Raw genomic sequence first — 23,045 nt, 5'->3', positions numbered from 1 at the left:
TAAATAATCGTAATAGGGGTCTAGCTTCGACGGGCGTGACTGACGTTCGGGGTACACAGGAAGTCTGTCTTTATTCCTAAGGTAAACTCTCACCGTGTTTCTAGATACACCCAACGTCTTTGCGATACGGCGGATGCTTTGGCCCTGTTGATGTAAAACGTGTATATCCACTAGTTGCTCCTGATTGATCATAGTCCGCCGTTTTATCCATGAAACGAACAGACATTTTGTCTCAGGTGGGTCAATTTTAAATCGACGTTAGTGGGTTATTTTTACATCGGCGGTAACACCCTGACATGGCTTAAAGTCGCCAAAGGTGAAGACATACACCTTTTGCATGTTGATGAAGTTCAACTCTTTAAAGCCGAAGATAAATACGTCACGGTTGTGACCAAGGAGACTGAATATATTATTCGCACTCCTCTGCGCTTGTTAGCCCAGCAATTGTGCAGCAATACATTCTGGCAAATTCACCGTTCCGTTATTGTCCGAATATCAGCCATCTCGCGGGTATCAAAAGACGATATGGGGAAAATGTTTGTTGAAACGTCAGAAGGGAGACCTCGCCTACCTGTTAGCCGCAGTGCTCAATCTCTCTTTAAACAGATGTAGCTCTACATCTGGAAAGGACGAAAACATGATATGGGTAATATTCAACTATTTCGTTTCCCGTTCATCTCGCTATGAAGCAATTTATCTCATCGCTCTGTACAAAATTTTCAGTAAAAATAGAGTAGCATCTGAAAACATCGAAGCTATGTCGTGGTGCAGAGAGGACAGAACATGAGTGCTACAGAAAAAATGCTCTATCCAGTGATTGGTGTGATAGCAATTCTGTTTGTGAGTGTTTTATCAACCAATTTCAAAAGTGCGTATGCCAGCCCTGTAGGTATGACGCTGCAAGACAGCTTTGTCGAAGCGGCGCGGGGAAATTCTCGATCCAATGATCAGGTATTGAAAGCCGTTGAAAACTTGTTGCTTCAGTATCCCAAAGATCCGCTACTGACAGCGTATTACGGAAGTACATTGGCAATTAAAGCGCGTGAGTCATGGACGCCATGGAATCGCTCTAAATACTCAAAAGAAGGGCTGGATTATTTAAACAAAGCCCTCACATTACTCGATGAAAATTCCTATTCAAAGCCATACTCAGGACTTAATGAGGGTTTATACATACAGTCACTTGCTGCCATCACTTTCGTGAATATGCCCGAATTCCTTCATCAAGATGAAAAGGGATACGACATGCTCGTCAGCATTTTAAACTCAGATAATTTTCAATATTACCCATTTGAGCCCAGAGCTTGGATACATTGTGGTGCCGTAAAAGCAGCCTTAGAAAGAGGCAAAAAACAACAGGCCGTTGAGTGGGCAGTAGAAATGTACAAACTGGCTCCCACGCATCCACTCACAATCGAAGCGATGGAACTTGTAGGGGCTTAATTGAAATACACGCGTTCTTAGAGTCAGTAGCCCTAATCTATCCTCTCCCTATCTGTGCACTTTCGCTTGCTGCCAGACCACGAGAGATGACCATGGGGCTTTAACTCTAACATCGCAATAATTACTGATTCATGTAAAACCCTTTGCTCTAGGCGAAATATCAGTCACGTCAAAGCAACTTTTTCCCCTCTTCAGTGGTCTATTCATTATCTCTTCCATTTGATGTCTTTGAATAGATTACTGTAAAGGCAATAATCATGAGTAAACTCATCCCCGTTATTCTCACCGTACTTCTTACAGGGTGCGCCAGTAACGTCTATACCGATTTGAATCAGCACTATCCTTTTTCTAAAATAGAAACGTATGACGTCACTCACCCAACGTCTTCTACACCGACATCACTCGATGATGAACGTGTTAAACAAGCGCTTATTGCCAACCTCAATCAAAGAAAATTAACAGAGGTCAGTGTTAACCCAAATGTAATTTTTCAATACTATATATCGACTAAAACAGAGCAAATCGCCTATGGACCATCTTTTAGCTTTGGATACGGATACAGAAACGTCGGATTTGGTTACGACACGCCTATCCGAATTGATGAGCGAGACTATGGTCAACTCGTAATAGAAATGATTGATCCTAAAAACAATACAGTAGTTTGGAAGGCTATATCACGACAAAAACTCACCGACAGTATGTCGAGTTTCAAGAAAGAAGAACTCATTGTTGAGCAAGTAGCCGACATGATAAATACATTGCCTGAATCGGTAGGATCCAAAATATAAACTTATGAAAATAGGTGTAAATATAGATTATTCGATCTAACACTACATTTTATGATGTTATAGCCCCTATTCCTGCCTACCAAACACTCAATATAGCCCACAGACTCTCAGAACGGACATTTGTCCGTTTTGTTTTATAAGTAAACACTTCATTTAGTCCATTACGTGGCACAACCTCATCATTGGCCTCTGTTTTCCAACTTACAGGTGAAAATGAAATCGTTTACACTACGCTAATTTTTTATCCGCAAACTTTAATTTTTAAAAAATAACCTTAACAATCAATACATTGAATAAAATCATCACCAAAAAAGCGTTAAAAATGACGTCGATATGATTGACTTCACATTTTTCGCTGCTAAAATACCGCGCCGTTTACCTAGATCTTACGTTTACGTAAGTGAATCAGTCTTTGTAGTAAGAAGGTGTAAAATGGCAGCGGATAATAATTACAGTTTGGGCCCAGTCCCTCATTCAGCGCGTAAAGGCGTCCTCTCTCTCACCATGGTGATGCTGGGACTCACGTTCTTTTCAGCAAGTATGTGGACGGGAGGAACACTAGGCACAGGCCTTTCATTCGACGATTTCTTCCTTGCTGTTCTTATTGGCAATCTTCTCCTCGGCATTTACACTTCTGTTCTCGGTTATATCGGTGCCTCTTCTGGCCTTTCTACTCACCTTCTCGCACGTTTTTCTTTCGGTACCAAAGGCTCCTGGCTTCCTTCACTTCTTCTCGGCGGTACACAAGTTGGCTGGTTTGGCGTTGGCGTCGCGATGTTTGCCTTTCCCGTTCATAAAGCCACTGGTATCGACACTAACATTCTTATCGCTGTTGCAGGTCTTGCAATGACTGCCACCGTTTACTTCGGCATGGCCGCCCTCATGATTCTCTCCGCTATCGCCGTACCTGCTATTGCTCTGCTAGGTGGTTTCTCCGTCATTGAAGCCATTGATAGTGTTGGCGGCATTGAACAGCTCCAATTGATTTCTCCAGAAAATCCAATGGACTTCTCAACGGCACTTGTCCTTGTTGTTGGCTCGTTCATTTCAGCCGGTACGTTAACCGCTGACTTCGTTCGCTTTGGTAAGAGTGCACGTGGCGCGGTTGTCGTGACCATGGTTGCTTTCTTTATCGGTAACAGCTTGATGTTTATCTTCGGCGCAGCGGGAGCAGCAGCAACGGGCCTGTCTGATATTTCTGATGTAATGATGGCCCAAGGTCTGCTTATTCCCGCCATCATCGTACTAGGTCTGAACATCTGGACCACCAACGACAATGCACTCTATGCATCAGGTCTTGGCTTTTCGAACATTACCGGTCTCCCAAGTAAATACCTGTCTGTGATTAACGGTATTATCGGTACGCTTTGCGCACTGTGGTTATACAACAACTTTGTAGGTTGGTTGACCTTCCTGTCTGCTGCAATCCCACCAATCGGTGGTATCATCATCGCGGACTTTATTAAGCATCGTGAGCGTTACAAAGACTTCACGAACGCTACGTTCAAAACAGTAAACTGGGCAGCCATCGGTGGTGTAGCTATCGGTGTTGCTGCTGGTCATTTCCTTCCTGGTATCGTGCCAATCAATGCGGTACTGGGTGGAGCTATCAGCTATCTGATTTTGGACACACTCAATACAAAGAAAAATACTGAATCGGCTCGTGCCTAAGAGGAATACCTTAATGTCAGCAAGCATGCTCATTAAAAACGTTGTCATTCGCGGTGAATCAACGCCATCTCAAATCTTGATTGAGAATGGTGTTATTAAAGCGATCGAAGACAACAACACAGAGCTGAAAACAGACGCGCCAATTATTGATGCTGAAGGAGGCATGGCACTGCCACCTTTCTGTGAGCCTCACATCCACTTAGATACCACTCAAACTGCCGGAGAGCCAAGCTGGAACATCTCTGGAACCTTGTTTGAAGGTATCGAGCGTTGGGCTGAACGCAAAGCAATGCTATCTATCGATGATGTGAAAAATCGTGCGAAACAAACGCTGAAATGGCAAATTGCCAACGGCGTTCAGCACGTTCGTACTCACGTCGACGTGTCTGACCCAACACTTATCGCGCTGAAAGCCATGCTGGAAGTGAAAGAGGAAATGAAAGAGTGGGTAGACATTCAGATTGTCGCATTCCCGCAAGAAGGCATTCTTTCATATCCAAACGGTAAAGCGCTTTTGGAAGAAGCAGTTAAGCTGGGTGCAGACGTTGTGGGGGCGATTCCACACTTCGAATTCACTCGCGAATACGGCGTGGAGTCTCTGCATTACGCTTTCGAACTGGCGCGTAAGTACGACCGCCTAATCGACGTGCACTGTGATGAAATCGATGATGAACAATCACGTTTCGTTGAAACCGTTGCTGCACTGGCGCACAAATACGAAATGGGTCACAAGGTGACCGCGAGTCACACCACCGCAATGCACTCTTACAATGGCGCCTATGCGTCTCGTTTGTTCCGTCTGCTGCGTATGTCAGGCATTAGCTTTGTTGCTAACCCACTCGTGAATATTCACCTACAAGGCCGTTTTGACGACTACCCAAAACGTCGCGGTATCACGCGCGTGAAGGAGATGCTTGCGTCAGATATTAACGTTTGTTTTGGCCACGATGACGTGTTCGATCCATGGTACCCGTTAGGTACAGCCAATATGCTGCAAGTGCTGCACATGGGACTCCATGTTTGCCAAATCATGGGTTATGACCAGTTGAACACATCACTGGATCTCATCAGCCACAAATCCGCACGCACACTGAATATTCAAGACAATTACGGTCTAGAAATTGGTAAGCCTGGTAACTTGCTCATTTTGCCTGCAGAAAACGATTTTGACGCGCTTCGTCGTCAGGTGCCTGTTCGTTACTCCATCCGTGGTGGTAACGTGATTGCAGAAACACAACCTGCGAAAACGTCACTTCACTTAGAAACAACTGAAGTTGTGACGTTTAAACGTTAACAGCGTTTGTTTCACAGCTAATGTAGCCCCGCTTTTTCAAGCGGGGCTTTTTTATATGTAACTACCACTATACATCTGCGCAAGAGGATTTCATGAAGACGTTCAATTGCGGCAAGTATCATCTGTCATGAAACCTTAATATTGATGTTTCCTATATATGTGAGAACAACTGCAAATAGCGTTTACACAATTCTGTGATTCATGCGCCAATTCATCACTGGCGCGCTGTACATAAAACACGCATACGAATTTAATTGCATAAGGCTCAATTTTTAGGGAATTCATCATGTTGCCACAGGTTATTATTCTTAATGGCACAGGAAGCTCAGGAAAAACCAGTTTAGCCAAAGAATTTATCGAGATGCTCAAAGTTCAATACCTAAACTTTAGTATCGACAGTGTGCTCTATTCGCTCCCTCCAAGCGACCACAAGAAAATGATGGAAGGCAAAGCCATTAGCCGGGGGGGGATATCACTACCCCACTCTGGTTGAGGGATATCATCAAGCAGCAAAAGGATTGGCGCAATCTGGTTGCATGCTGGTGTTGGATAATGCATGGGGGAGCGATCGAGAAAAGCTCAATTTACTCGAAGCATTGGCAGGTTTTGAGATTTGTTTAGTTGGCGTAAGATGCCACTTGCTCGTTGCTTCTTTGCGAGAAAAGGAACGTGGAGACAGAGCGCTTGGATTGGCAGAAAGTGAATACAACCTCGTCCACCAACACATGCGCTATGACGCAGAAATCGATACGACCCAACAAACCCCTCACTCGGCGGCAAGGCAGCTTTTGAATTTCCTCGATAGTAAGCCTCAACTTCATGGGGCTAAAGATACCCGAGCTATCCTAAAAGCCTATTGCAGGCCTACTGTCGTTTAATATATCGATACACGCTAAAAGGTAGTATGAGTAAGAGTATATGAAACATACTACCTCCTCCGCCTCCTCCGCCTCCTCCACCAGAGGCGGTTGTCTCTCCAGATGAAGATGAACTGTTCATTGATAACGTCGCACCTTCAAACGCCTGTGCACCGTATATCATGACGTAGTAAACACCTGCGGATAAATTCGACAGTGAGCAAGCCTCTTGATTAGATGATGAAATCGACCGACAGTCATACACGGCCGTTGTTGGCGCTTGACCTGCTCTTACATACAAATCTGCGTCTCCCAATCCTCCTGACAGCACGATTGTAATATTGTCGCTATTGAGCGATGTTGCCGACAGCGCAGCAACATCTCCACCAGCCAGAACCCCAGCACTTGTTACGGTAAAGGAATAGTAGAACGCTTCCCCCGCACTTCCTTGGAGGTTAGAGGCTGGTGTCGAAGGGTCAATAGGATCTGCGCGGTCTTCTGGTTGCTGACTATCTTGAGGTTCCAAAGACAGCGTGATAGACGTATTGGAAAATGACGAATAGCCATGAAGCATAACGTAGAACTCATCGCCAGGAGAACCCGATGCTGTGCACGTTTCTTCATTGCCCCAATAGTACGGGCGGCAGTCATACTCGGTGAGGCTTGGAGATGCCCCTTTCCTTAAATACAAGTCAGCATCCCCTGTACCGCCTGATAGCTCTACGCGGAGGCTGTTTTCATCGTCAGGAATGGCAAACCGATAAAACAATGTATCCCCTCTAACACCGGATAAGTTAGAGACAGTTTCCCCTACACTCAGTTCTTGTGGCGGCGCCTCAACCAGGTCCATTTGTATGGTCGCACCGTTATAGTCAGATTCAGCGATAACCAGGACATTATATTCACCACTGCCTTGGAAGGTTACATCACAATATTCGTCGTTATTGTTCCCTGTCGAAGCACAGTCAAAATCTGATGTCGTAGGCCATCCATTATATTTCACATAGAGATCCGCATTACCCGTACCACCAGAAAGCGTGACGCTTGCTGAGTCTGTATTCGCTGGCAGTCCAAAGTAAAAATACGATTCATTTGTCGCGCTGTCACTAAGGTTAGATACAGGTGTTCCACTCGTTAATTCAATGGCATCTAGGCAAGCATAAACCCCCACTTGGCTGAATGCGTTTATCACGTCTGTTGTGTTGTAGCCTAAATCTCCCGCAGCCTGAACAACACCACAACCCCCTTCATCAAAATTAGAGTCCGCCTGCCAATATAATTTGTTCGCAAAGGCAAAGGACTCAAATGCTTTTCTTATATCCCAACCTGCCGTGTTCGCCAGCAAATAGAAGGCACGGTTAAACACACCACTGGAATAATGAACATCTAACCCGCTGTAATACTGATTAGCATGATCAATCGAAAGGCCATCATCGGATGGTGTTTCAAAGTACCGTAATGCACCACTGTTTTTGTAGATATCTCGACCGACTTGCCAATCAACCGATCCCTTCCAGTAATACTCTGCCGCTTCCCCCGCAATGTCTGAAAACGCTTCATTGATACCCCCAGACATTCCTGAATAAATAAGATCTGAATTTTGGTCTGTAAACCCGTGGCTTACTTCGTGCGCAGAGACATTCACATCGACCAAAGGATAAAAACGGGAAAATCCGTCCCCGAACGTCATTGCTGAACCGTCCCAGAATGCATTTTCATAGTTGCTGCTGTAATGCACTCGCATGACGAGTTGAAAAGAAAGAGGAGAAAGATTCAGCCAATCTTGGTACATATCGAACACAAGCTGACCGAAATAATGGGCGTCATTAAGGGGGGAATAGGCACCATTTATCACTTTGAATGTATTGGTATTACTGCTGTCATCACAGCCATAAGAAAATGCTGTCGATCCCGATGTACCGTGCGCCAAGTTAACCGTTTTTACATTGGCCGTTTCTAACGTACATGTGGTACCTGTTTTATCGATGGTAAACGCAGAATAATCAGACCCATAATTGTATTGGCCAGTTTTTTCATTACCTCCAGGCCCCTGTCCCGCGTCTTCAATGTTGGTTAATCCTTCCCACGTTTTGACGATCTCACCCGTTTTTGCATCCACCAATGCGTGAGGACGAGTGGGTTTTTGGGTAGGCAGGAAAAAGCTAACCTCGTACACCAATTTTGCATCACCATTATCATCCAACCACACGTATAAGGTGCTTTCCTCATTTTCGGGTTCAACGATGTCTGCAACTGGCACACCAAAATGATACTGAGATTTAAGGCGCTGTAAGGCACCTTGTGCACTGATTGAAGGAGAAATTGAAGGAACGACACTACTCAGACCAACCACTCGCTTACCATACACCTCGTTGTTCTGACCCTGAGAGGTACTTGAAACGGCAAAACCTTTACGCACTGGCACGCCGTCATAAAATTGTCGATACTTGGTTTTCACTTTGCCATTTGGAAGGGACACTGTTTCGACGGGGACAAAGCCATTCACCTTACTGTTGGCGCTCAACGCTTGCCTTACCGGCGTTTGTAACAGTAGAGAAGCTTCGCTGAAGGGCTCTACATCTACCGCATGTACCTGATTCATGAATACTACAGACGCGAGCATGGTTCCTATGCTCAGTTTACCAAGGCTTCCCATGCCTCCTCCTACCGATTCTTTTTAATTACATATGAGACATCTATCTCATTAAATTAAGCGTGGCAGCAGTTAAAGAATTGTTAAAGTGAGAGTGTTTTTTTACGAGATTATGACTCATAAAAGAGACGCGCATCATCTTACGGATGTAAGTACATCAGAGATTCATTTTGACCCTAAGTATTATCACGACAAAAATTCCCGGTACCAGAAAGATAACCAACAAAAAAGAAATAAACCTTATGAATGAATATGTTCAAAACACCCAGTAGAATCAATGTGTGAACTATTGTTTTATTAGATACGTTCTTTTCGCCTTGCGAGATACAACGTTAAACTTTACTGTACTTAGCATATTATCCATGCGTTATGGTGATGTTTAGGCATTTAGACCTACCACTTCACTTCTGTAACGATGAAAAACTAAGTTCCCCCAAAAGCAAACGGATTGAGTAGTGGAATATCTTGGACCTACCATCGTGTTCTTCAGTGAGCATAAATTTCTTTTCACCCTCGTCGTCCTCACAATATTTTGGGTGATTCGACGAATATTGATCAAATGGATATGGGGCGACGCTAACTTTCTCAGCGAAGATCAACGCAAGTGGATTTCCAGAACGAAAAACGGCACGTTTACGCTATTTCTCGTTGTTCTCTTTATTCTCTGGCGCCCAGAAATCAATGAATTTGCACTTTCATTAACCGCCATTGCGGTTGCGGTTGTCGTTGCCTCAAAAGAAATCATCCTTTGCTTTACGGGCTCCATTCAACGAGCGAGCTCTCGGTCATTTCAAATAGGCGAATGGATTGAGATTGGCAATCTTTGTGGCGAAGTGATCGAACACAATCTCATGGCAACAAAAATTCAGGAAATCGACCTCCACCACGGAACCTATGCGTACACAGGCAAAACAGTGACGTTTCCGAATAGCCTTTTTTTCACAACACCCGTTAAAAACCTGAACTTCATGAAACGCTACGTTTATCATGAGTTTCACATCACAGTGAAAGAAACCGCAAACCTCTATCCATTGGTACCAAGTTTACTCGCAAGAATAGATGACCATTGCGAAGACTTCTATGAGGTTGCCACACGTTATAACCATGTAATTGAGCGACATGCTGGCGTTGACCTCCCTGGTGCAGATCCACATGTCCATGTCACGTCTACCAGCCTGGGCGATCCCCAAGTACATGTGCGCCTCTTTTGCCCAACAGAAAGGGCCACTGACCTTGAACAGTTGATTCGCGAAGACTTTATGACGCTTTATTGCGAACGCGTCTTGAAGCAAGATCCTGTCGCTATTGCCGATGAAGATCTTCTTTCTGAATTGGAGTCAAAAGCACTCCATTGCTAACACGCTTTCATACATAAAAGGGTGTCTGGTTTCAATGGCACCCTGCTTACAAACCCGTCCAATTTTTTAAACGGCATTCCCCTTCTAAAGTAAAAATTTCATCATCTACTTTCATAAAAGTACTTTTCTTCACCGTTTTCGTTCACCTTTGCCTTTTTTTGTACTTTCATTGTTACGCGAGTGTTAACAAAAGCAGTTGCACTTCATCCGACAGAGAGGAAAAAATAATGTTGTCAAAAAGGAAAACGCTCACCGCTCTTGCTACTTGGTGCACCGCTCTTTCGCTACCTGCCTTCGCCGTGACGGAATTGACGATCGCTACAGTAAACAATGGTCACATGATCGAAATGCAAAAGCTCAGTGAAGAGTTCGAAAAGCAAAACCCTGATATCAAGCTAAATTGGGTGACGCTGGAAGAAGGCGTACTTCGTCAGCGCGTTACCACAGACATCGCGACCAAAGGCAGTCAATTTGATGCGATGACAATTGGCATGTACGAAACGCCCATCTGGGGAGAAAAAGGCTGGCTGAAAGAGATCAAAACAGACGATGCCTATGATGTCGACGATCTACTTCCTGCAATGCGCGCCGGTCTGTCCTATGACGATAAACTTTTTGCCGTACCTTTCTACGGTGAAAGCTCAATGGTGATGTACCGTAAAGATCTGGTAGACAAGGCAGGAATGACCGTACCGAATCGCGCGACATGGGGCCATATTCGAGATGTTGCCGCTGCAATCCATGACCCAGATAACGGCGTATATGGCATTTGCTTACGCGGAAAACCCGGCTGGGGCGACAACTCAGCGTTCATTACTACCATGGCAAACTCGTTTGGTGCGCGTTGGTTTGACGAAAATTGGAAACCTCAGCTAAACACGCCTGAATGGGAGCATGCAGTAAGCTTCTACGTTGACCTGCTTAACAATTATGGTCCTTCTGGTTCAAGCTCAAATAGCTTTAATGAAATTCTGGCTCTGTTCAATGAAGGTAAATGCGGCATGTGGATTGATGCCACCATCGCAGCGTCATTTATCTCAGATCCCAAGCAAAGCAAAGTGGCCGATAAAATCGCCTTTGCGCAAGCACCTGTTGCGGTAACAGACCGCGGCGCAAACTGGCTTTGGGCGTGGGCGCTGGCTGTGCCAAACGCGACCAAAAACGCAGAAGAAGCACAGAAGTTCATTACTTGGGCAACCTCGAAGGATTACATCAATCTTGTTGCCAAAGAAAACGGTTGGGCAAATGTTCCCACTGGCACCCGTCAATCAACTTACGACAATCCAAACTTTCTGGAAGCTGCTGTCTTTGCACAAGCAGAGTTAGCCGCAATCAACTCTGCAGATCCCACAAACAGCACGTTGAAACCCACCCCTTATGTTGGGGTTCAGTTTGCCGCAATTCCTGAATTTCAAGCGATAGGTATAGCTGCAGGACAACAATTTACGTCCGCACTAGCCGGTAAAGTGTCTGTTGAAGATGCATTGAAAAATGCCAACAAGTCTGCTGACCGCGAAATGCGCAAGTCGGGCTACTACAAGTAATAACTCATTGCCGGGCGACTTGGTGCCCGGCCTCTTTCATCAGCTTTACTGGTAATTACTAATGCAAAAATGGTTGCCTCGGCTGTTGGTTGCACCGTCCTTTGTCAGCTTGCTGCTTTGGATGATCGTCCCGCTTTCTATGACGATCTATTTTTCAACCATCAGATATAACTTACTTTATCCCGGAGACAACGAGTTCATCGGTTCGATGAACTTCGAATTTTTCTACACGGACGAAGCATTCTGGCCCGCTATCTTCAACACGCTCACATTGGTTGGGATGGTATTGGTCGTCACTGTCATTGGCGCACTCGTCATCGCTATCGCTTTAGATAAACCTTTTTTTGGTCGCGGTGTCGCGCGTGTCTTGCTGATTTCCCCTTTCTTCATCATGCCAACGGTCAATGCACTGATTTGGAAAAACATGATGATGCACCCCGTGTATGGCGTGCTGGCCGCGCTTTGGCAAAGCGTTGGGCTTGAACCCGTAGACTGGCTGGCTCAGTTCCCACTCGGCTCCATCATTGCCATGGTCAGCTGGCAATGGATGCCCTTTGCACTTCTGATATTCATCACCTCCTTGCAGTCGATGGATCAAGAACAAAAAGAAGCTGCGCTGCTTGATGGTGCGACAGGATGGCAGGTATTTCGTTATCTCACCTTGCCACACCTTGCGAGACCTATTGCCGTTGTCATGATGATAGAAACCATCTTCATGCTCTCTATCTTTGCCGAAATATTTGTCACCACAGGCGGAGGGCCCGGTTATGAATCCACCAACCTTGCGTTCCTCATATTCGGGCAAGCACTCATGCAATTTGATGTCGGTGTTGCATCTGCCGGTGGTTTGATTGCGGTCATTTTGGCCAATATTGTAGCGTTTTTCCTGATCCGTGCGATCGGCAAAAACTTAGTGACTTAGGGGGCGTTATGGCTAAAAGCGTATCACTCATTGACCAAACGGGATGGCTTCGTCCCATCCTTTGCTGGGCATTAGCACTCTTTGTGTTCTTCCCGATCTTAATGATGTTGATCACGGCATTTAAAACCGAACAACAAGCCATTGAGATACCACCAAGCTTCATTTTCGAACCAACGGTAGAAAATTTTGGTTTGGTACAGGAGCGAAGTGATTACCTGAAGTTTGCTATTAACTCGGTTATCACAGCATTTGGATCTACGATTCTGGCGCTGATCATTGCGATCCCCGCTGCGTATTCCATGGCGTTTTATCCAAAAAAGCACACCAAAGACATGTTGCTTTGGATGCTATCCACCAAAATGTTGCCCGCCGTTGGCGTATTGGTGCCGATTTACATCTTGTGCCAGAAAACAGGCTTACTCGATACCACATTTGCACTCACCATCATCTACACCTTGGTTAACCTACCTATCGTAGTGTGGATGCTGTTCTCCTACTTCAAGGATATCCCGAGAGATATTCTTGAAGCAGTCAGGCTTGATGGTGCGAACACACTGGGCGAAATCCGTCATGTGCTTCTGCCTCTCTCATTGGGTGGAATTGCCTCAACGGCATTACTTTCCATCGTTTTGAGTTGGAACGAAGCGTTCTGGTCTATCAATTTAACCTCTGCAAACGCAGGTACATTAGCCACGATGATCTCTACCTATTCCAGTCCGGAAGGGCTGTTTTGGGCGAAACTATCTGCCGCATCAACACTGGCCTGTGCGCCAATCGTCATTCTCGGTTGGTTCTGTCAGAAACAACTGGTTCAAGGATTAACCTTTGGGGCTGTAAAATGAGTTACTTACAAGTCAAACATCTCTATAAAAAATACGGCGAAACCCTCGCGCTAAAAAACATCGATTTCGAAATTAAGAAAGGGGAGTTTGTGGTATTTGTCGGGCCATCCGGCTGCGGTAAATCGACCCTGCTTCGCACGATCGCCGGCCTTGAATCATCATCGGGCGGAGATATTCAGTTGGATGGTCAATCAATCATTGAAACGCATCCTTCCAAACGTGACGTCGCTATGGTTTTTCAAAGTTATGCGCTCTACCCTCACATGTCAGTGAAAGACAATATGTCATTCGCATTGAAACTGGCAAAACGCCCAACGGACGAAATTGAAACCAAGGTCTCCAAGGTTGCTAAAGCGTTGAAATTAGAAACACTCTTAGACCGAAAACCCAAAGCATTGTCCGGCGGTCAGCGCCAACGCGTTGCCATTGGTCGCGCCATTGTGCGTAACCCAAAAGTTTTCTTGTTTGATGAGCCGTTATCCAACCTTGATGCTGCCCTGCGCGTAGAAATGCGTATTGAGCTTTCTCGCCTCCATCAAGAACTTGAAAGCACCATGATTTACGTCACCCATGATCAGGTGGAAGCCATGACATTGGCTGACAAAGTGGTCATCATGAGCCAAGGAGAAGTGGCGCAGATTGGCTCTCCTTTAGCCCTCTACCACCAGCCTGCTAATCGATTTGTTGCCACCTTTATCGGTACACCGAAAATGAACGTGCTACCCGTCGATCGTGTCTCCGCTAATGACACCCAATTACATATTCAATTTGGCGCGGATGCGCGAATTAACCTCGATACCTCCCTTTACCGAGAGAATGCTGAGTCTGCTAACGCCATCGGCTTTAGGCCCGAATCACTTTCCTTATGTGACCCACATGAAGGGGATTTAACGGGGGACGTAGAAGTCATTGAGCAACTCGGGTCCGAAACACTGACCTACATTCGCACCCTAAGCGGAGAGACGGTTGTGGTAAGAGCCGAGCCGAAGTACACGCCAACCCTACGCACAACAGTCGGGATCAAGCTAGACCCACACCGTGTGTATCTGTTTGATAGCGAAGACAATGCGCTCAATGTTTATGGTGAGGTCAGCCATGTCTGATCATAAACGTATTGTCCATTTTGGCATTGGCGCATTCCACCGAGGCCATCAGGCTTATTACCTGCAAAAGCTGAATGAGCAACTTCCCGAGCCAGAACGCTGGTACTACACCAGCATTAATCTGCGTGCCGAAACATCGGAGATCCCACGCACACTGAAGAAACAAAATGGTGTGTATCACTTCAAACGAATCGCGCCGAATGGCGAGGCTGAATATATTCGAATAGAGAGTATCGACCACATTGAAGATGCCTCGTCAGATCTTTCATCCGTAGCACGCGTGTTTAGCTGCAAAAATGTAAAAGCACTGACGATTACGGTGACTGAAGGAGGTTACTACCTCAATGATAACGACGCGTTGAATTCGGATCACGCCGAAATACAGCATGATATCGACGTTATACGTCACGCCATCGGACAGCCTAAAACCTTGTATGGCTACCTTGCTGTCGCGCTATTGGCGCGTCAAAAACTGGCAGACGGCGCCATTACCGTCGCAACCTGTGACAACCTTAGGAACAATGGCAACCGCCTCGAAAATGCGTTTAAGCAATTTGTTTTACTCACAGGGAATGACATATTACTCAACTGGATAAGTGACAACGTCACCTTCCCTTGTTCAATGGTGGACAGGATCACCCCCGTCCCTCCCACGAACAACTTGGTTGACGATGTTTTAAAGGCAACGGGCGTATCGGATGCCTGTCCCATCATGGGCGAAGATTTCGAACAATGGGTCATTCAAGATACATTCGCGACTGAGTTTCCCCCGCTTGAAAGCGTGGGCGTTACATTTACCCAGAATGTGCATGCGTACGAAGAAGCCAAGATCAGAATACTCAATGGGGCACATTTCCTGCTTTCCTATGTGGGCGCACTACGTGGTTATGTCACGTACGACCAAAACGTTCGCGATCCTGAGCTGTTCGAGTGGTTACGTGAATATCATCAAAATGAAGTGATCCCAACGATTTACGATCGCCCATTTGACATGGAAGACTACCGTTCCACCATTCTGTCACGCTTTGGTAATGCCTATATTGCCGACAGTATTGAGCGTATTGCAATGGACAGCATCAGCAAGTTTCCACAATTTGTGCTGCCCACCGTTAGGCTCAATCTCGAAAGGGGATATATACCTGACGCGGCAACAAAACTGATCGCACATTGGTTCGCCTTCCTTTCACTGTTTGTACAAAAACGTTTTTCGTTTAATTACAAAGACTCTTACCTCAACGTCGCAGAAAACTGGATAGCGCAGAGCGACCCTATTGCGGCCTTTATCAACGATCCCGACATCTGGCAAGGGCTCAACCAGCGATTTCCTTTGTACGGTGAAAAACTCGCTGAAGAGATACGTTTGACGTTAGAAAGCTATCAGGAGCGTTACCCATGACATTATCACTGTCTCAGAATGGAAAACCGTTACTGGAAGGCAAAGTTGCCTTACTCAGTGGCGCGAACGGCGGGATCGGATTGGCGGTAGCTTACGCCTACCTCGCCTGCGGGGCACAATGTGTCATCACTGACTTACCGCAAATGCCTTCACCCGGCGTTTCAGCATTACTTGGCCGATTCGGTGACGATGTTGAATACATACATGGCGACATTACCGACGCCTCGACCAGACAGCACCTCATCACCTCAACGCTATCACGATTTGGGAAAATTGATGTGCTATTCAATAACGCCGCTATTTTCGACATGGGCCCACTGCTAGAAGCAACAGAAGCGCAGTTTGATAAGCTTTTTAACGTCAACGTAAAAGCCATGTTCTTCCTCATGCAGGACGTCGCCAACATCATGGTAGACGCCAAACAACGGGGGAAAATCATCAATATGGCATCGCAAGCGGGCCGTCGGGGGGAAGCCTTGGTTGCCCATTATTGCGCCACAAAAGCCGCAGTGATCAGTTACACCCAATCTGCTGCACTTTCACTGGCCGACAGCGGCATTACCGTAAACGCCATTGCACCCGGCGTTATCGATACACCAATGTGGGAGCATGTGGATGCTCTGTTTGCCAAGTATGAGCATCGAGAGTTAGGTGAAAAGAAAAAACTTGTCGGAGAAGAGGTGCCACTAGGCCACATGGGCTCGCCCAATGACATTGCTGGCACTGCACTATTTTTAGCATCACCATTGTCTGATTACATTACAGCGCAAACCTATAATGTTGATGGTGGTAATGTGATGAGCTAAGTATCGCGAAGGAGGGGTCGATACCCTCCTTCTCGATATTCACATTGATCTGGGGGGAAATGTTATGTCTGTCGCCAAAGACCCCGTTTGGGAGTTTATCCAAATCGACGATGAGTCGGTGTGTTATCTTGAACACGGCGTCCCACACAACCGTATTCACTGGCATGTGCATGAACAGTACGAGTTACACTTCATCGTTAAAACCCATGGGAAAGTGATGATTGGCAATCATCTTGGGCCATTCTCACCTGGACATTTATCTTTGGTCGGCCCTTGGTTACCCCATAACTGGGAGAGTCACCTTGCAGTTGGAGAAACCCATCAACTGCGGGACATGGTTATTCAGTTCAAACCAGAGTTATTTAACATCGCTTCCCGCGCCTTTCCTGAACTATCGCAATTTGCCTCTTTATTGGAACAGGCAAAAATGGGGATTGAATTTCTGGATGTGCCTTTTGAGGCAGCGGAGACGGCTTTTCAAAAAGTACGCGATTCCAAAGGCGTGACCCGATTGGTACATTTCCTTTCATTTATCGATTACTTGAGCAAACAAAACACCCGCATTTTGTCTAACCTGCCACCATCAGAAGCAAAAGATGCGGGCACTGTTCAAAGCCGGATAAGCGAAGTCGTCGATTATGTCATGCACAATTATCAAACCCCTATCCGATTGAAAACAGTCGCCGATATGTTAGGTATGACCGAATCTTACTTCTCTCGTTTCTTCCATCAATCGTCCGGTCACCGGTTTACTGATTTCGTCAACCGTGTCCGTATTCAGCGGGCTTGCGTACTTTTGAGTGATACTGAAGACACCATTGCCGACATAAGCAAAGATGTGGGGTTTCATAACCTTGCTAATTTCAGCCGTCAATTTCGTCGAATAAAAGGCGTAAGTCCGTTGGTTTATCGGAAAAACACCCGTCATTGGCAAACCAACATTAAGATTTTTCTGTCGACGAAAAGCGTTGAACTTGACCTTCTTTCGCCGCTTGAGACATATGATGCTCTTTGCGATCTAAATATTTTGTCAGCGCTAAAATCCCATCACAATAGCTTTGTTTTACAGAATAAGCTGCACGTGCTTCATCAATGCTTTCTTCTGCAAATCGTCGTTCTTCAGCAGAATGAGTACTGTTGCTGAACGCGATCTGTTGCTCAAGCAGTTTTTGCCTGAGACTCGATCGACAGACCGATTCACTCACTAGTATCTGATGGTACTCATAAATAGGGTCTGACTCATCGCCAACCACGTGGTTTTCAACTTCGCTCGCGGTCACACTCAAGCACCAAGCCATAAGGCCTGCGAGTAGCCAAGATTTTCTGATAGTCATTAGCGGTTTGAATTCAACTACAACGAGTTCTAAATATCACTGTATTATTTCATATAGACACATAGATGTTTAGAGATTGGCACGCGCTATCTGCAAAAAAAGGCAACAAGATCAAAATTTAGCCGACTTTTTTATCCACCTCGCCTTTACACACCGCCGGTGACATCCACAATACCTCCAGTCACAAATGCAGCGTCTTTGGACACCAAAAACGCAATAACCGATGCAACTTCATCCGGCGTTCCCCCTCGTCCCAACGGAATTTTCGTAGCCAGCCTATCCACTCTGTCAGGCTCACCACCATCAGCATGAATATCCGTGTAAATCAAACCAGGGCGTACCCCATTTACGCGAATCCCCTTCTCTGCAACCTCTTTCGCCAAACCAACAGTGAACGTATCAATAGCACCCTTACTTGCGGCATAGTCCAAGTATTCATTAGGCGACCCCGTCTTTGACGCGCCAGACGACACGTTGACGATGACCCCTCCTTTACCCCCTCTTTCCAGCGACATACGACGAACCGCTTCCCTTGCACAAAGAAAAGAACCTGTCACATTCGCCATCAATACATCATTGATTCTCGCGGCCGTCATATCTTCTAAGCGACACTGCGTAAAGAGAATTCCCGCGTTGTTGACAAGGCAGGTCAAAGGTAATTTTTTGGCATCAATGGCTGAAAACAAAGAAACGACCGACGCTTCATCAGAAATGTCTGCTTGAATAGAAAATGCATCTCCACCAGCGCGTTGAATACCCTTAACCAATTCGATGGCTTCAGCCTTGCGAGAACGATAATTCACACACACGGTGTATCCACTCCGAGCCAGTTTTACCGAGGTTGCCGCACCAATTCCTCGACTTCCCCCAGTGACCAATGCGATTTCTCGCTTTGCCTTACTCATCGCCCAGCCTCTTTGCATTCGGGTCAACGATATTTTCAATATCGACCAATTGCCAAGGCCTTCCTTCATTTCGGAATATCCGTTTTTTCTTATTTGGGTAATCGGCTTCGTCGTGAGCAAGCCGTTGACCGACGACAATACAACGAAGCGTCTCTGTCCCCACATTTTTCATAACATGCGGCAAGGCGTTAGCCGGATAGCCAATTAAATCTCCGTCGTTGACCGTATAAACTTCCTCGCCAATCGTGACTTCCGCTTCGCCCTGCAAAATATACACACATTCATCTTCAAAATAGTGAACATGGTATTCCGTCGATTCGAAGCCTGGTTCTATCTCAACAAGGTGAAAGCCAAAACCGTTGATCCCCACCAAATCACCCAATGACTTTGCTTTTCTAACGGCATTTGGATTGAGAAAATGGGTTTTTGTTGTGCCTTCCAGTTCTTCAATATCTTTCTTAGCAACTATATATTTGTTCATCGTGGATCCCTTCTCGACAACTCCAAGCCCTACACGCTCTCTACACGTTGTTATGTAGGGATTTAACACATTATCAACATTGGAGAAAATACGAGAGAAGTACAAGACCCCTATGTGTCGAGTACGCCGAATTTATGAAGACAGAAATGGAGATAGGTATGTCAACGGGCAACGCTAAGCAGTTGCCCGATAGATATCAAGACAGGCGGTTAGTGAAACTTAGGTACCATTGAGGGATCGAGATCTACACGCTCACCTTCTAGCGAAGCCGGATTCATCACATCGTCAAACCTTGGGTCTGACAGGATTTTCTCCATTCCACGGTCACGAATTTCACGAGACGGCCAAATGATCCATGAGAACACAACGACGCCTTTCTCAGCGTCATAGCCATCCCTTATCACCGCCTGTTTTGTTGGCTTGTCACTGCAATGCACCACCTTAATTGCACCATAAGCGTGGATCAGGGGAACGGCATCGTTAACTAACTTTTGGTAAATGTCTTTATTCTTGGCAGGCAAAGCTGTCACCAGCCCATCGACGTACAGCATGATCGTTTCCTCTGCTTTTGCGCGTTACAACCAAAACGCGCAGGGCTAAATGATCAAGCCACTGACTTTTTTGGGAATTTATTGAGAGCCCTTATTGCAGGTTAAACGTCGCAACCGAGCTCTTTCTTCAGGCATAGTAACTGTGTCGAAAAATGAAGTTTGACTTATATGCAAGACATGCAAAAAGTTTCTTATTACGCAAAGATAAGCATTTGATCTTAAAAATATATCCAAAAACTATTTAAGGAACCAACAGCTCACCCGCTTTTTATTTATATATCGCTGATGACTAGTTCGCTGATGTCTATCAAGATACGTTGCAAGATGCTAGGGAACATCGGAATAGAAAACCGAAACGGGAAGCAATGCGTCTTTTCCTGTCTCTAAGTACCGCTGGTAGGCAGCAGATATACGGTGACCGCCATCTTGAAGAATGTAAGTTTTACCACACGCGCAATTAATCAGTAGGATCGGTTCACGAATGCCATCCCCCTTGCGAAGGCTTTTAAGTAACGAAGTAAAACGTGCATCTTTTCCTCGCACCCAATTCACGTTGAGCTCAACCAGTTTCGTCACAGGCATATATTGCATTTATGCACTCCCTTTACTGTCAGTATTACCTAATCAGTAGCAGGGAGTGACACAGAAATAAGACATCTGGCCGCGATGCCGCTATTCACTGGCTATCAACCATTTCTTCAAAAGAGAGGCTAATTGATCTTGTTCTTCTAATGATAAAGGTGAAAGAATCGCTCTCTCATTTTCAACGTGCGCATTGACGGCGGCGTCAATTAATTCAATACCTTCGGTTGTCAGTGTGATCGTACAGCTTCTTCTATCTGTTGCACTGGCGTGACGCTCTACCAGTCCTCTTTTCACCAACCCATCAATACGGGTACTCATCGCCCCGGAGGATAACATGAGCGTTTGATAAAGATCTGTTGGCGTAACGGACGCGCCCGCACGTCGCAAGGACGCCAAAATATCAAATTCTACATTACTGAGCCCAAAGGACTTAAAAACCGTTTCTAGCTTAGGATTGATGATTTGTTTAGCCCGCCCCAAACGACCAATCACCGCCATAGGTGAACAATCCAGATCCGGTCGTTGCGTATTCCATTGCGCTAAAATGGTATCTACATGATCAGCCATGAATCCATACTCCACATTTATCTTTCGAAAAAGATACTTAAAAAAAAGAGACAAAGCGAATAATTTATCTTTTTAGAAAGATACTTTTTATAAAGATAATGACTGGCGTACTTTGTTTGCTGGTCAACAGGAGACAAATGTGAAGAACTACGTACTCGCAGCCCTTGTTCCCATACTTTGGGGAAGCACTTATGCTGCGGTAAGCATTTATCTCCAAGACTTATCCCCCTTTTGGGTAGCAGTTTGGCGAGCTTTGCCCGCAGGGTTGGTCTTACTGCTATTGAAACCTGGAAGGCCGCCGCTACCGTGGTCGAAAATGACCTTGCTCAGTGTATTTAACATCGCTGCGTTTTTTCCTTTACTCTTCATTGCAGCCTATCGTCTACCTGGCTCTGTGGCAGGAACCTTAGGGGCAACTCTGCCGCTACAGCTAATGTTTATGCAGTGGTTGGTAGAAGGTAAGAAACCTCAACTCAACATGCTATTACTGGCTTTGGTCGGGTTACTAGGGGTTGTCTTAATCCTTAACCCTTCAGCAAATATTGATCCGATCGGAGCAGCAGCTGCGTTGACTGCAACAGCGTTGGTTGCCAGAGCTTCACTATGGCTAAAAAGCTGGCCAATCACTGATATTTTCAGATTGACCGCATGGCAACTCACATTAGGAGGGTTAATCCTCGTACCCGTTGCCTTTTTGGTGGAAGGGCCACCAAAAGCCATCACAATGCATGAAATGCCGGGGCTCATATGGGTTAGCCTACTCAACAGCTCCTTTGCGTATTGGGCGTTTGCACGTTCAATCAAGCGACTGGGTCCTGACTCAATGGCGATGATCAGTATGTTGAACCCTGTGGCTGCGGTAACACTCGGTATTCTCTTAGTCGGAGAAGTTCTTGGTCCCTATCAGTGGCTGGGTATCGGTTTTGTTCTTTTAAGCTTGGGGCTCATGATCAAAATCAAACAGACTGCGACACGAAAAACCCAAACCTCCGTCGTCAAACATCATTCAAACAACGATTAGCCTCTTCGGAGGCTTTTTCTTTGGCAAAAGAAACGCATTATCTAGAATTCAAACCGTGACACACGTCTAATCAACGTGCGAATTAGCACACCTGTTGCCATGGGACTTTCCCTACTTTTAATTCTAATTAAACGTAATAATACAAATTGTTCGTCTGCCAAATATTCATCACGCAGTGTAATTAAAACGCAGCCAATCCCCCGTTAGCCCACCCTCGATGAACAGAACCTTTGGACAACCCCGCCGACTCATGATAAATCCAATCATGTCAAAATATTGGGAGTAAAAACCATGGAAATTCGTATCGATGATCTGTCAGGCAGGGAAATTCAACAATTACTCCTTGATCATCTTAAAAACATGCACGAAATCAGCCCGCCAGAAAGTGTACACGCGTTAGATCTCAGTGCGCTTCAACACCCAGATGTCACGCTTTGGAGTGCTTGGATTGACGGTGAGCTTGCAGGTTGTGGGGCACTTAAGAAAATTGGCCCTTCACATGGTGAGATAAAATCCATGCGCACGTCACAGCAGTTTATTCGTCGCGGGGTTGCTGCGAACCTTCTCGCACATATTATTCAAGAGTCACGCACACTTCAGTATTCACGCCTAAGTTTAGAAACAGGTACTGAACCTGAGTTTGAGCCTGCGCGCCGCCTCTACGAACGTTTTGGGTTTGAGCAATGTGAACCCTTTGCAGACTATGAAGAAGACCCAAACAGCGCATTCTTCACGCACGTTATTCAGCCGTTCAGTGATGTTGTTTAATCAGATAGAAACTGAAATTCGGTTGCCTTACGTTATATGAATCATGAAATTGTTATTGTTGATTACCATGGCTTTGTTGCTTAATTCGGTTGGAAGACATGGCAGCCTAAAGTTGTTCGGTTCTTAAGCAATATACTGAGTTTCAGGCATACCCAG

General features: G+C 45.7%; 24 protein-coding genes. 17 read left to right on the top strand and 7 right to left on the bottom strand.

What is annotated here, in order from left to right; translation table 11 throughout:
• Window positions 1-192: helix-turn-helix domain-containing protein (locus B5D35_RS17980; protein ID WP_139367800.1), on the bottom strand; the 192-nt coding region annotated here is incomplete at its 3' end.
• Between the two features lie 69 nt (window positions 193-261).
• Here B5D35_RS17980 and B5D35_RS17975 point away from each other — a divergent pair.
• From B5D35_RS17975 to B5D35_RS25280, 7 genes are all read left to right on the top strand, one after another.
• Window positions 262-612 (top strand): LytR/AlgR family response regulator transcription factor, encoded by a 351-nt coding sequence (locus B5D35_RS17975; protein WP_078753908.1) that lies wholly within the window; start codon window positions 262-264, stop codon window positions 610-612.
• Between the two features lie 171 nt (window positions 613-783).
• Window positions 784-1,443 (top strand): hypothetical protein, encoded by a 660-nt coding sequence (locus B5D35_RS17970; protein ID WP_078753907.1) that lies wholly within the window; start codon window positions 784-786, stop codon window positions 1,441-1,443.
• A gap of 257 nt (window positions 1,444-1,700) precedes the next feature.
• A complete protein-coding gene (locus B5D35_RS17965) occupies window positions 1,701-2,231 on the top strand; it encodes a DUF4136 domain-containing protein (protein ID WP_078753906.1) in 531 nt (176 codons plus the stop codon).
• Between the two features lie 432 nt (window positions 2,232-2,663).
• Entirely contained in the window at window positions 2,664-3,902 is a 1,239-nt protein-coding gene (codB, locus tag B5D35_RS17960; RefSeq protein WP_078753905.1) for a cytosine permease, read from the top strand.
• A 13-nt stretch (window positions 3,903-3,915) separates the two neighbouring features.
• A complete protein-coding gene (locus B5D35_RS17955) occupies window positions 3,916-5,196 on the top strand; it encodes a cytosine deaminase (protein WP_078753904.1) in 1,281 nt (426 codons plus the stop codon).
• 286 nt (window positions 5,197-5,482) lie between these two features.
• Window positions 5,483-5,689 (top strand): phosphotransferase-like protein, encoded by a 207-nt coding sequence (locus tag B5D35_RS25285; RefSeq protein WP_280174692.1) that lies wholly within the window; start codon window positions 5,483-5,485, stop codon window positions 5,687-5,689.
• A 25-nt stretch (window positions 5,690-5,714) separates the two neighbouring features.
• A complete protein-coding gene (locus B5D35_RS25280) occupies window positions 5,715-6,074 on the top strand; it encodes a phosphotransferase-like protein (RefSeq protein WP_280174691.1) in 360 nt (119 codons plus the stop codon).
• Here B5D35_RS25280 and B5D35_RS17945 read toward each other — a convergent pair.
• Window positions 6,061-8,676: a M4 family metallopeptidase gene (locus tag B5D35_RS17945; RefSeq protein ID WP_139367801.1), complete on the bottom strand. Its 2,616-nt coding sequence runs from the start codon at window positions 8,674-8,676 to the stop codon at window positions 6,061-6,063. The genes B5D35_RS25280 and B5D35_RS17945 overlap by 14 nt on opposite strands.
• Before the next feature lie 485 nt (window positions 8,677-9,161).
• On the opposite strand from B5D35_RS17945, the gene B5D35_RS17940 reads away from it, so the two are divergent.
• The 8 genes from B5D35_RS17940 (at window position 9,162) to B5D35_RS17905 (ending at window position 17,821) form a co-directional block, all read left to right on the top strand.
• A complete protein-coding gene (locus B5D35_RS17940) occupies window positions 9,162-10,064 on the top strand; it encodes a mechanosensitive ion channel family protein (RefSeq protein WP_078753902.1) in 903 nt (300 codons plus the stop codon).
• Between the two features lie 227 nt (window positions 10,065-10,291).
• Window positions 10,292-11,608, top strand: a complete 1,317-nt coding sequence (locus B5D35_RS17935) for an ABC transporter substrate-binding protein (RefSeq protein ID WP_078753901.1) — start codon at window positions 10,292-10,294, stop codon at window positions 11,606-11,608.
• Between the two features lie 61 nt (window positions 11,609-11,669).
• Window positions 11,670-12,530 carry a carbohydrate ABC transporter permease gene (locus tag B5D35_RS17930; protein WP_078753900.1) on the top strand — a complete coding sequence of 287 codons (861 nt, stop codon included), beginning with the start codon at window positions 11,670-11,672 and terminating at the stop codon, window positions 12,528-12,530.
• Window positions 12,531-12,538: 8 nt separating this feature from the next.
• On the top strand, window positions 12,539-13,372 hold the full coding sequence (locus tag B5D35_RS17925; RefSeq protein ID WP_078753899.1) for a carbohydrate ABC transporter permease: 834 nt from the start codon (window positions 12,539-12,541) through the stop codon (window positions 13,370-13,372).
• Window positions 13,369-14,475 (top strand): ABC transporter ATP-binding protein, encoded by a 1,107-nt coding sequence (locus B5D35_RS17920; protein WP_078753898.1) that lies wholly within the window; start codon window positions 13,369-13,371, stop codon window positions 14,473-14,475. The genes B5D35_RS17925 and B5D35_RS17920 overlap by 4 nt, the downstream gene beginning before the upstream one ends.
• Complete coding sequence (locus B5D35_RS17915; RefSeq protein WP_078753897.1) at window positions 14,468-15,871, top strand: mannitol dehydrogenase family protein; 1,404 nt, start codon at window positions 14,468-14,470, stop codon at window positions 15,869-15,871. Before B5D35_RS17920 ends, B5D35_RS17915 begins: the two co-directional genes overlap by 8 nt.
• The gene (locus B5D35_RS17910) at window positions 15,868-16,677 is read left to right on the top strand and encodes an L-iditol 2-dehydrogenase (protein ID WP_078753896.1); all 810 of its coding nucleotides are present in this window, start codon (window positions 15,868-15,870) and stop codon (window positions 16,675-16,677) included. The genes B5D35_RS17915 and B5D35_RS17910 overlap by 4 nt, the downstream gene beginning before the upstream one ends.
• Window positions 16,678-16,741: 64 nt before the next feature.
• A complete protein-coding gene (locus B5D35_RS17905; RefSeq protein WP_244556651.1) occupies window positions 16,742-17,821 on the top strand; it encodes an AraC family transcriptional regulator in 1,080 nt (359 codons plus the stop codon).
• 336 nt (window positions 17,822-18,157) lie between these two features.
• On the opposite strand, the gene B5D35_RS17900 is transcribed toward B5D35_RS17905, so the two are convergent.
• The 5 genes from B5D35_RS17900 to B5D35_RS17880 all read right to left on the bottom strand — a co-directional run bounded on the left by B5D35_RS17900 (window position 18,158) and on the right by B5D35_RS17880 (window position 21,100).
• Window positions 18,158-18,916, bottom strand: coding sequence for an SDR family oxidoreductase (locus B5D35_RS17900; protein ID WP_078753895.1), 759 nt, complete (start codon window positions 18,914-18,916; stop codon window positions 18,158-18,160).
• A complete protein-coding gene (locus B5D35_RS17895) occupies window positions 18,909-19,397 on the bottom strand; it encodes a cupin domain-containing protein (protein ID WP_078753894.1) in 489 nt (162 codons plus the stop codon). The genes B5D35_RS17900 and B5D35_RS17895 overlap by 8 nt, the downstream gene beginning before the upstream one ends.
• A 209-nt stretch (window positions 19,398-19,606) precedes the next feature.
• Window positions 19,607-19,948 carry a DUF1428 domain-containing protein gene (locus B5D35_RS17890; RefSeq protein WP_078753893.1) on the bottom strand — a complete coding sequence of 114 codons (342 nt, stop codon included), beginning with the start codon at window positions 19,946-19,948 and terminating at the stop codon, window positions 19,607-19,609.
• A gap of 327 nt (window positions 19,949-20,275) precedes the next feature.
• Entirely contained in the window at window positions 20,276-20,539 is a 264-nt protein-coding gene (locus tag B5D35_RS17885; protein ID WP_078753892.1) for a ParB N-terminal domain-containing protein, read from the bottom strand.
• An 81-nt stretch (window positions 20,540-20,620) separates the two neighbouring features.
• A complete protein-coding gene (locus B5D35_RS17880) occupies window positions 20,621-21,100 on the bottom strand; it encodes a MarR family winged helix-turn-helix transcriptional regulator (protein WP_078753891.1) in 480 nt (159 codons plus the stop codon).
• Window positions 21,101-21,239: 139 nt separating this feature from the next.
• Between B5D35_RS17880 and B5D35_RS17875 the strand changes: the two genes are divergently transcribed.
• Together B5D35_RS17875 and B5D35_RS17870 are read left to right on the top strand one after the other, a co-directional pair.
• On the top strand, window positions 21,240-22,121 hold the full coding sequence (locus tag B5D35_RS17875) for a DMT family transporter (protein ID WP_078753890.1): 882 nt from the start codon (window positions 21,240-21,242) through the stop codon (window positions 22,119-22,121).
• Window positions 22,122-22,412: 291 nt separating this feature from the next.
• Window positions 22,413-22,889 (top strand): GNAT family N-acetyltransferase, encoded by a 477-nt coding sequence (locus B5D35_RS17870; protein WP_078753889.1) that lies wholly within the window; start codon window positions 22,413-22,415, stop codon window positions 22,887-22,889.
• The last annotated feature ends 156 nt before the right edge of the window (window positions 22,890-23,045 follow it).

Origin of the sequence: Enterovibrio nigricans DSM 22720 (genome assembly GCF_900167155.1) — a bacterium.
In the GTDB taxonomy this organism is placed as follows: domain Bacteria; phylum Pseudomonadota; class Gammaproteobacteria; order Enterobacterales; family Vibrionaceae; genus Enterovibrio; species Enterovibrio nigricans.
Note: the sequence above shows the minus strand (reverse complement) of the source record. Positions and strands in the feature narration are given on the sequence as shown.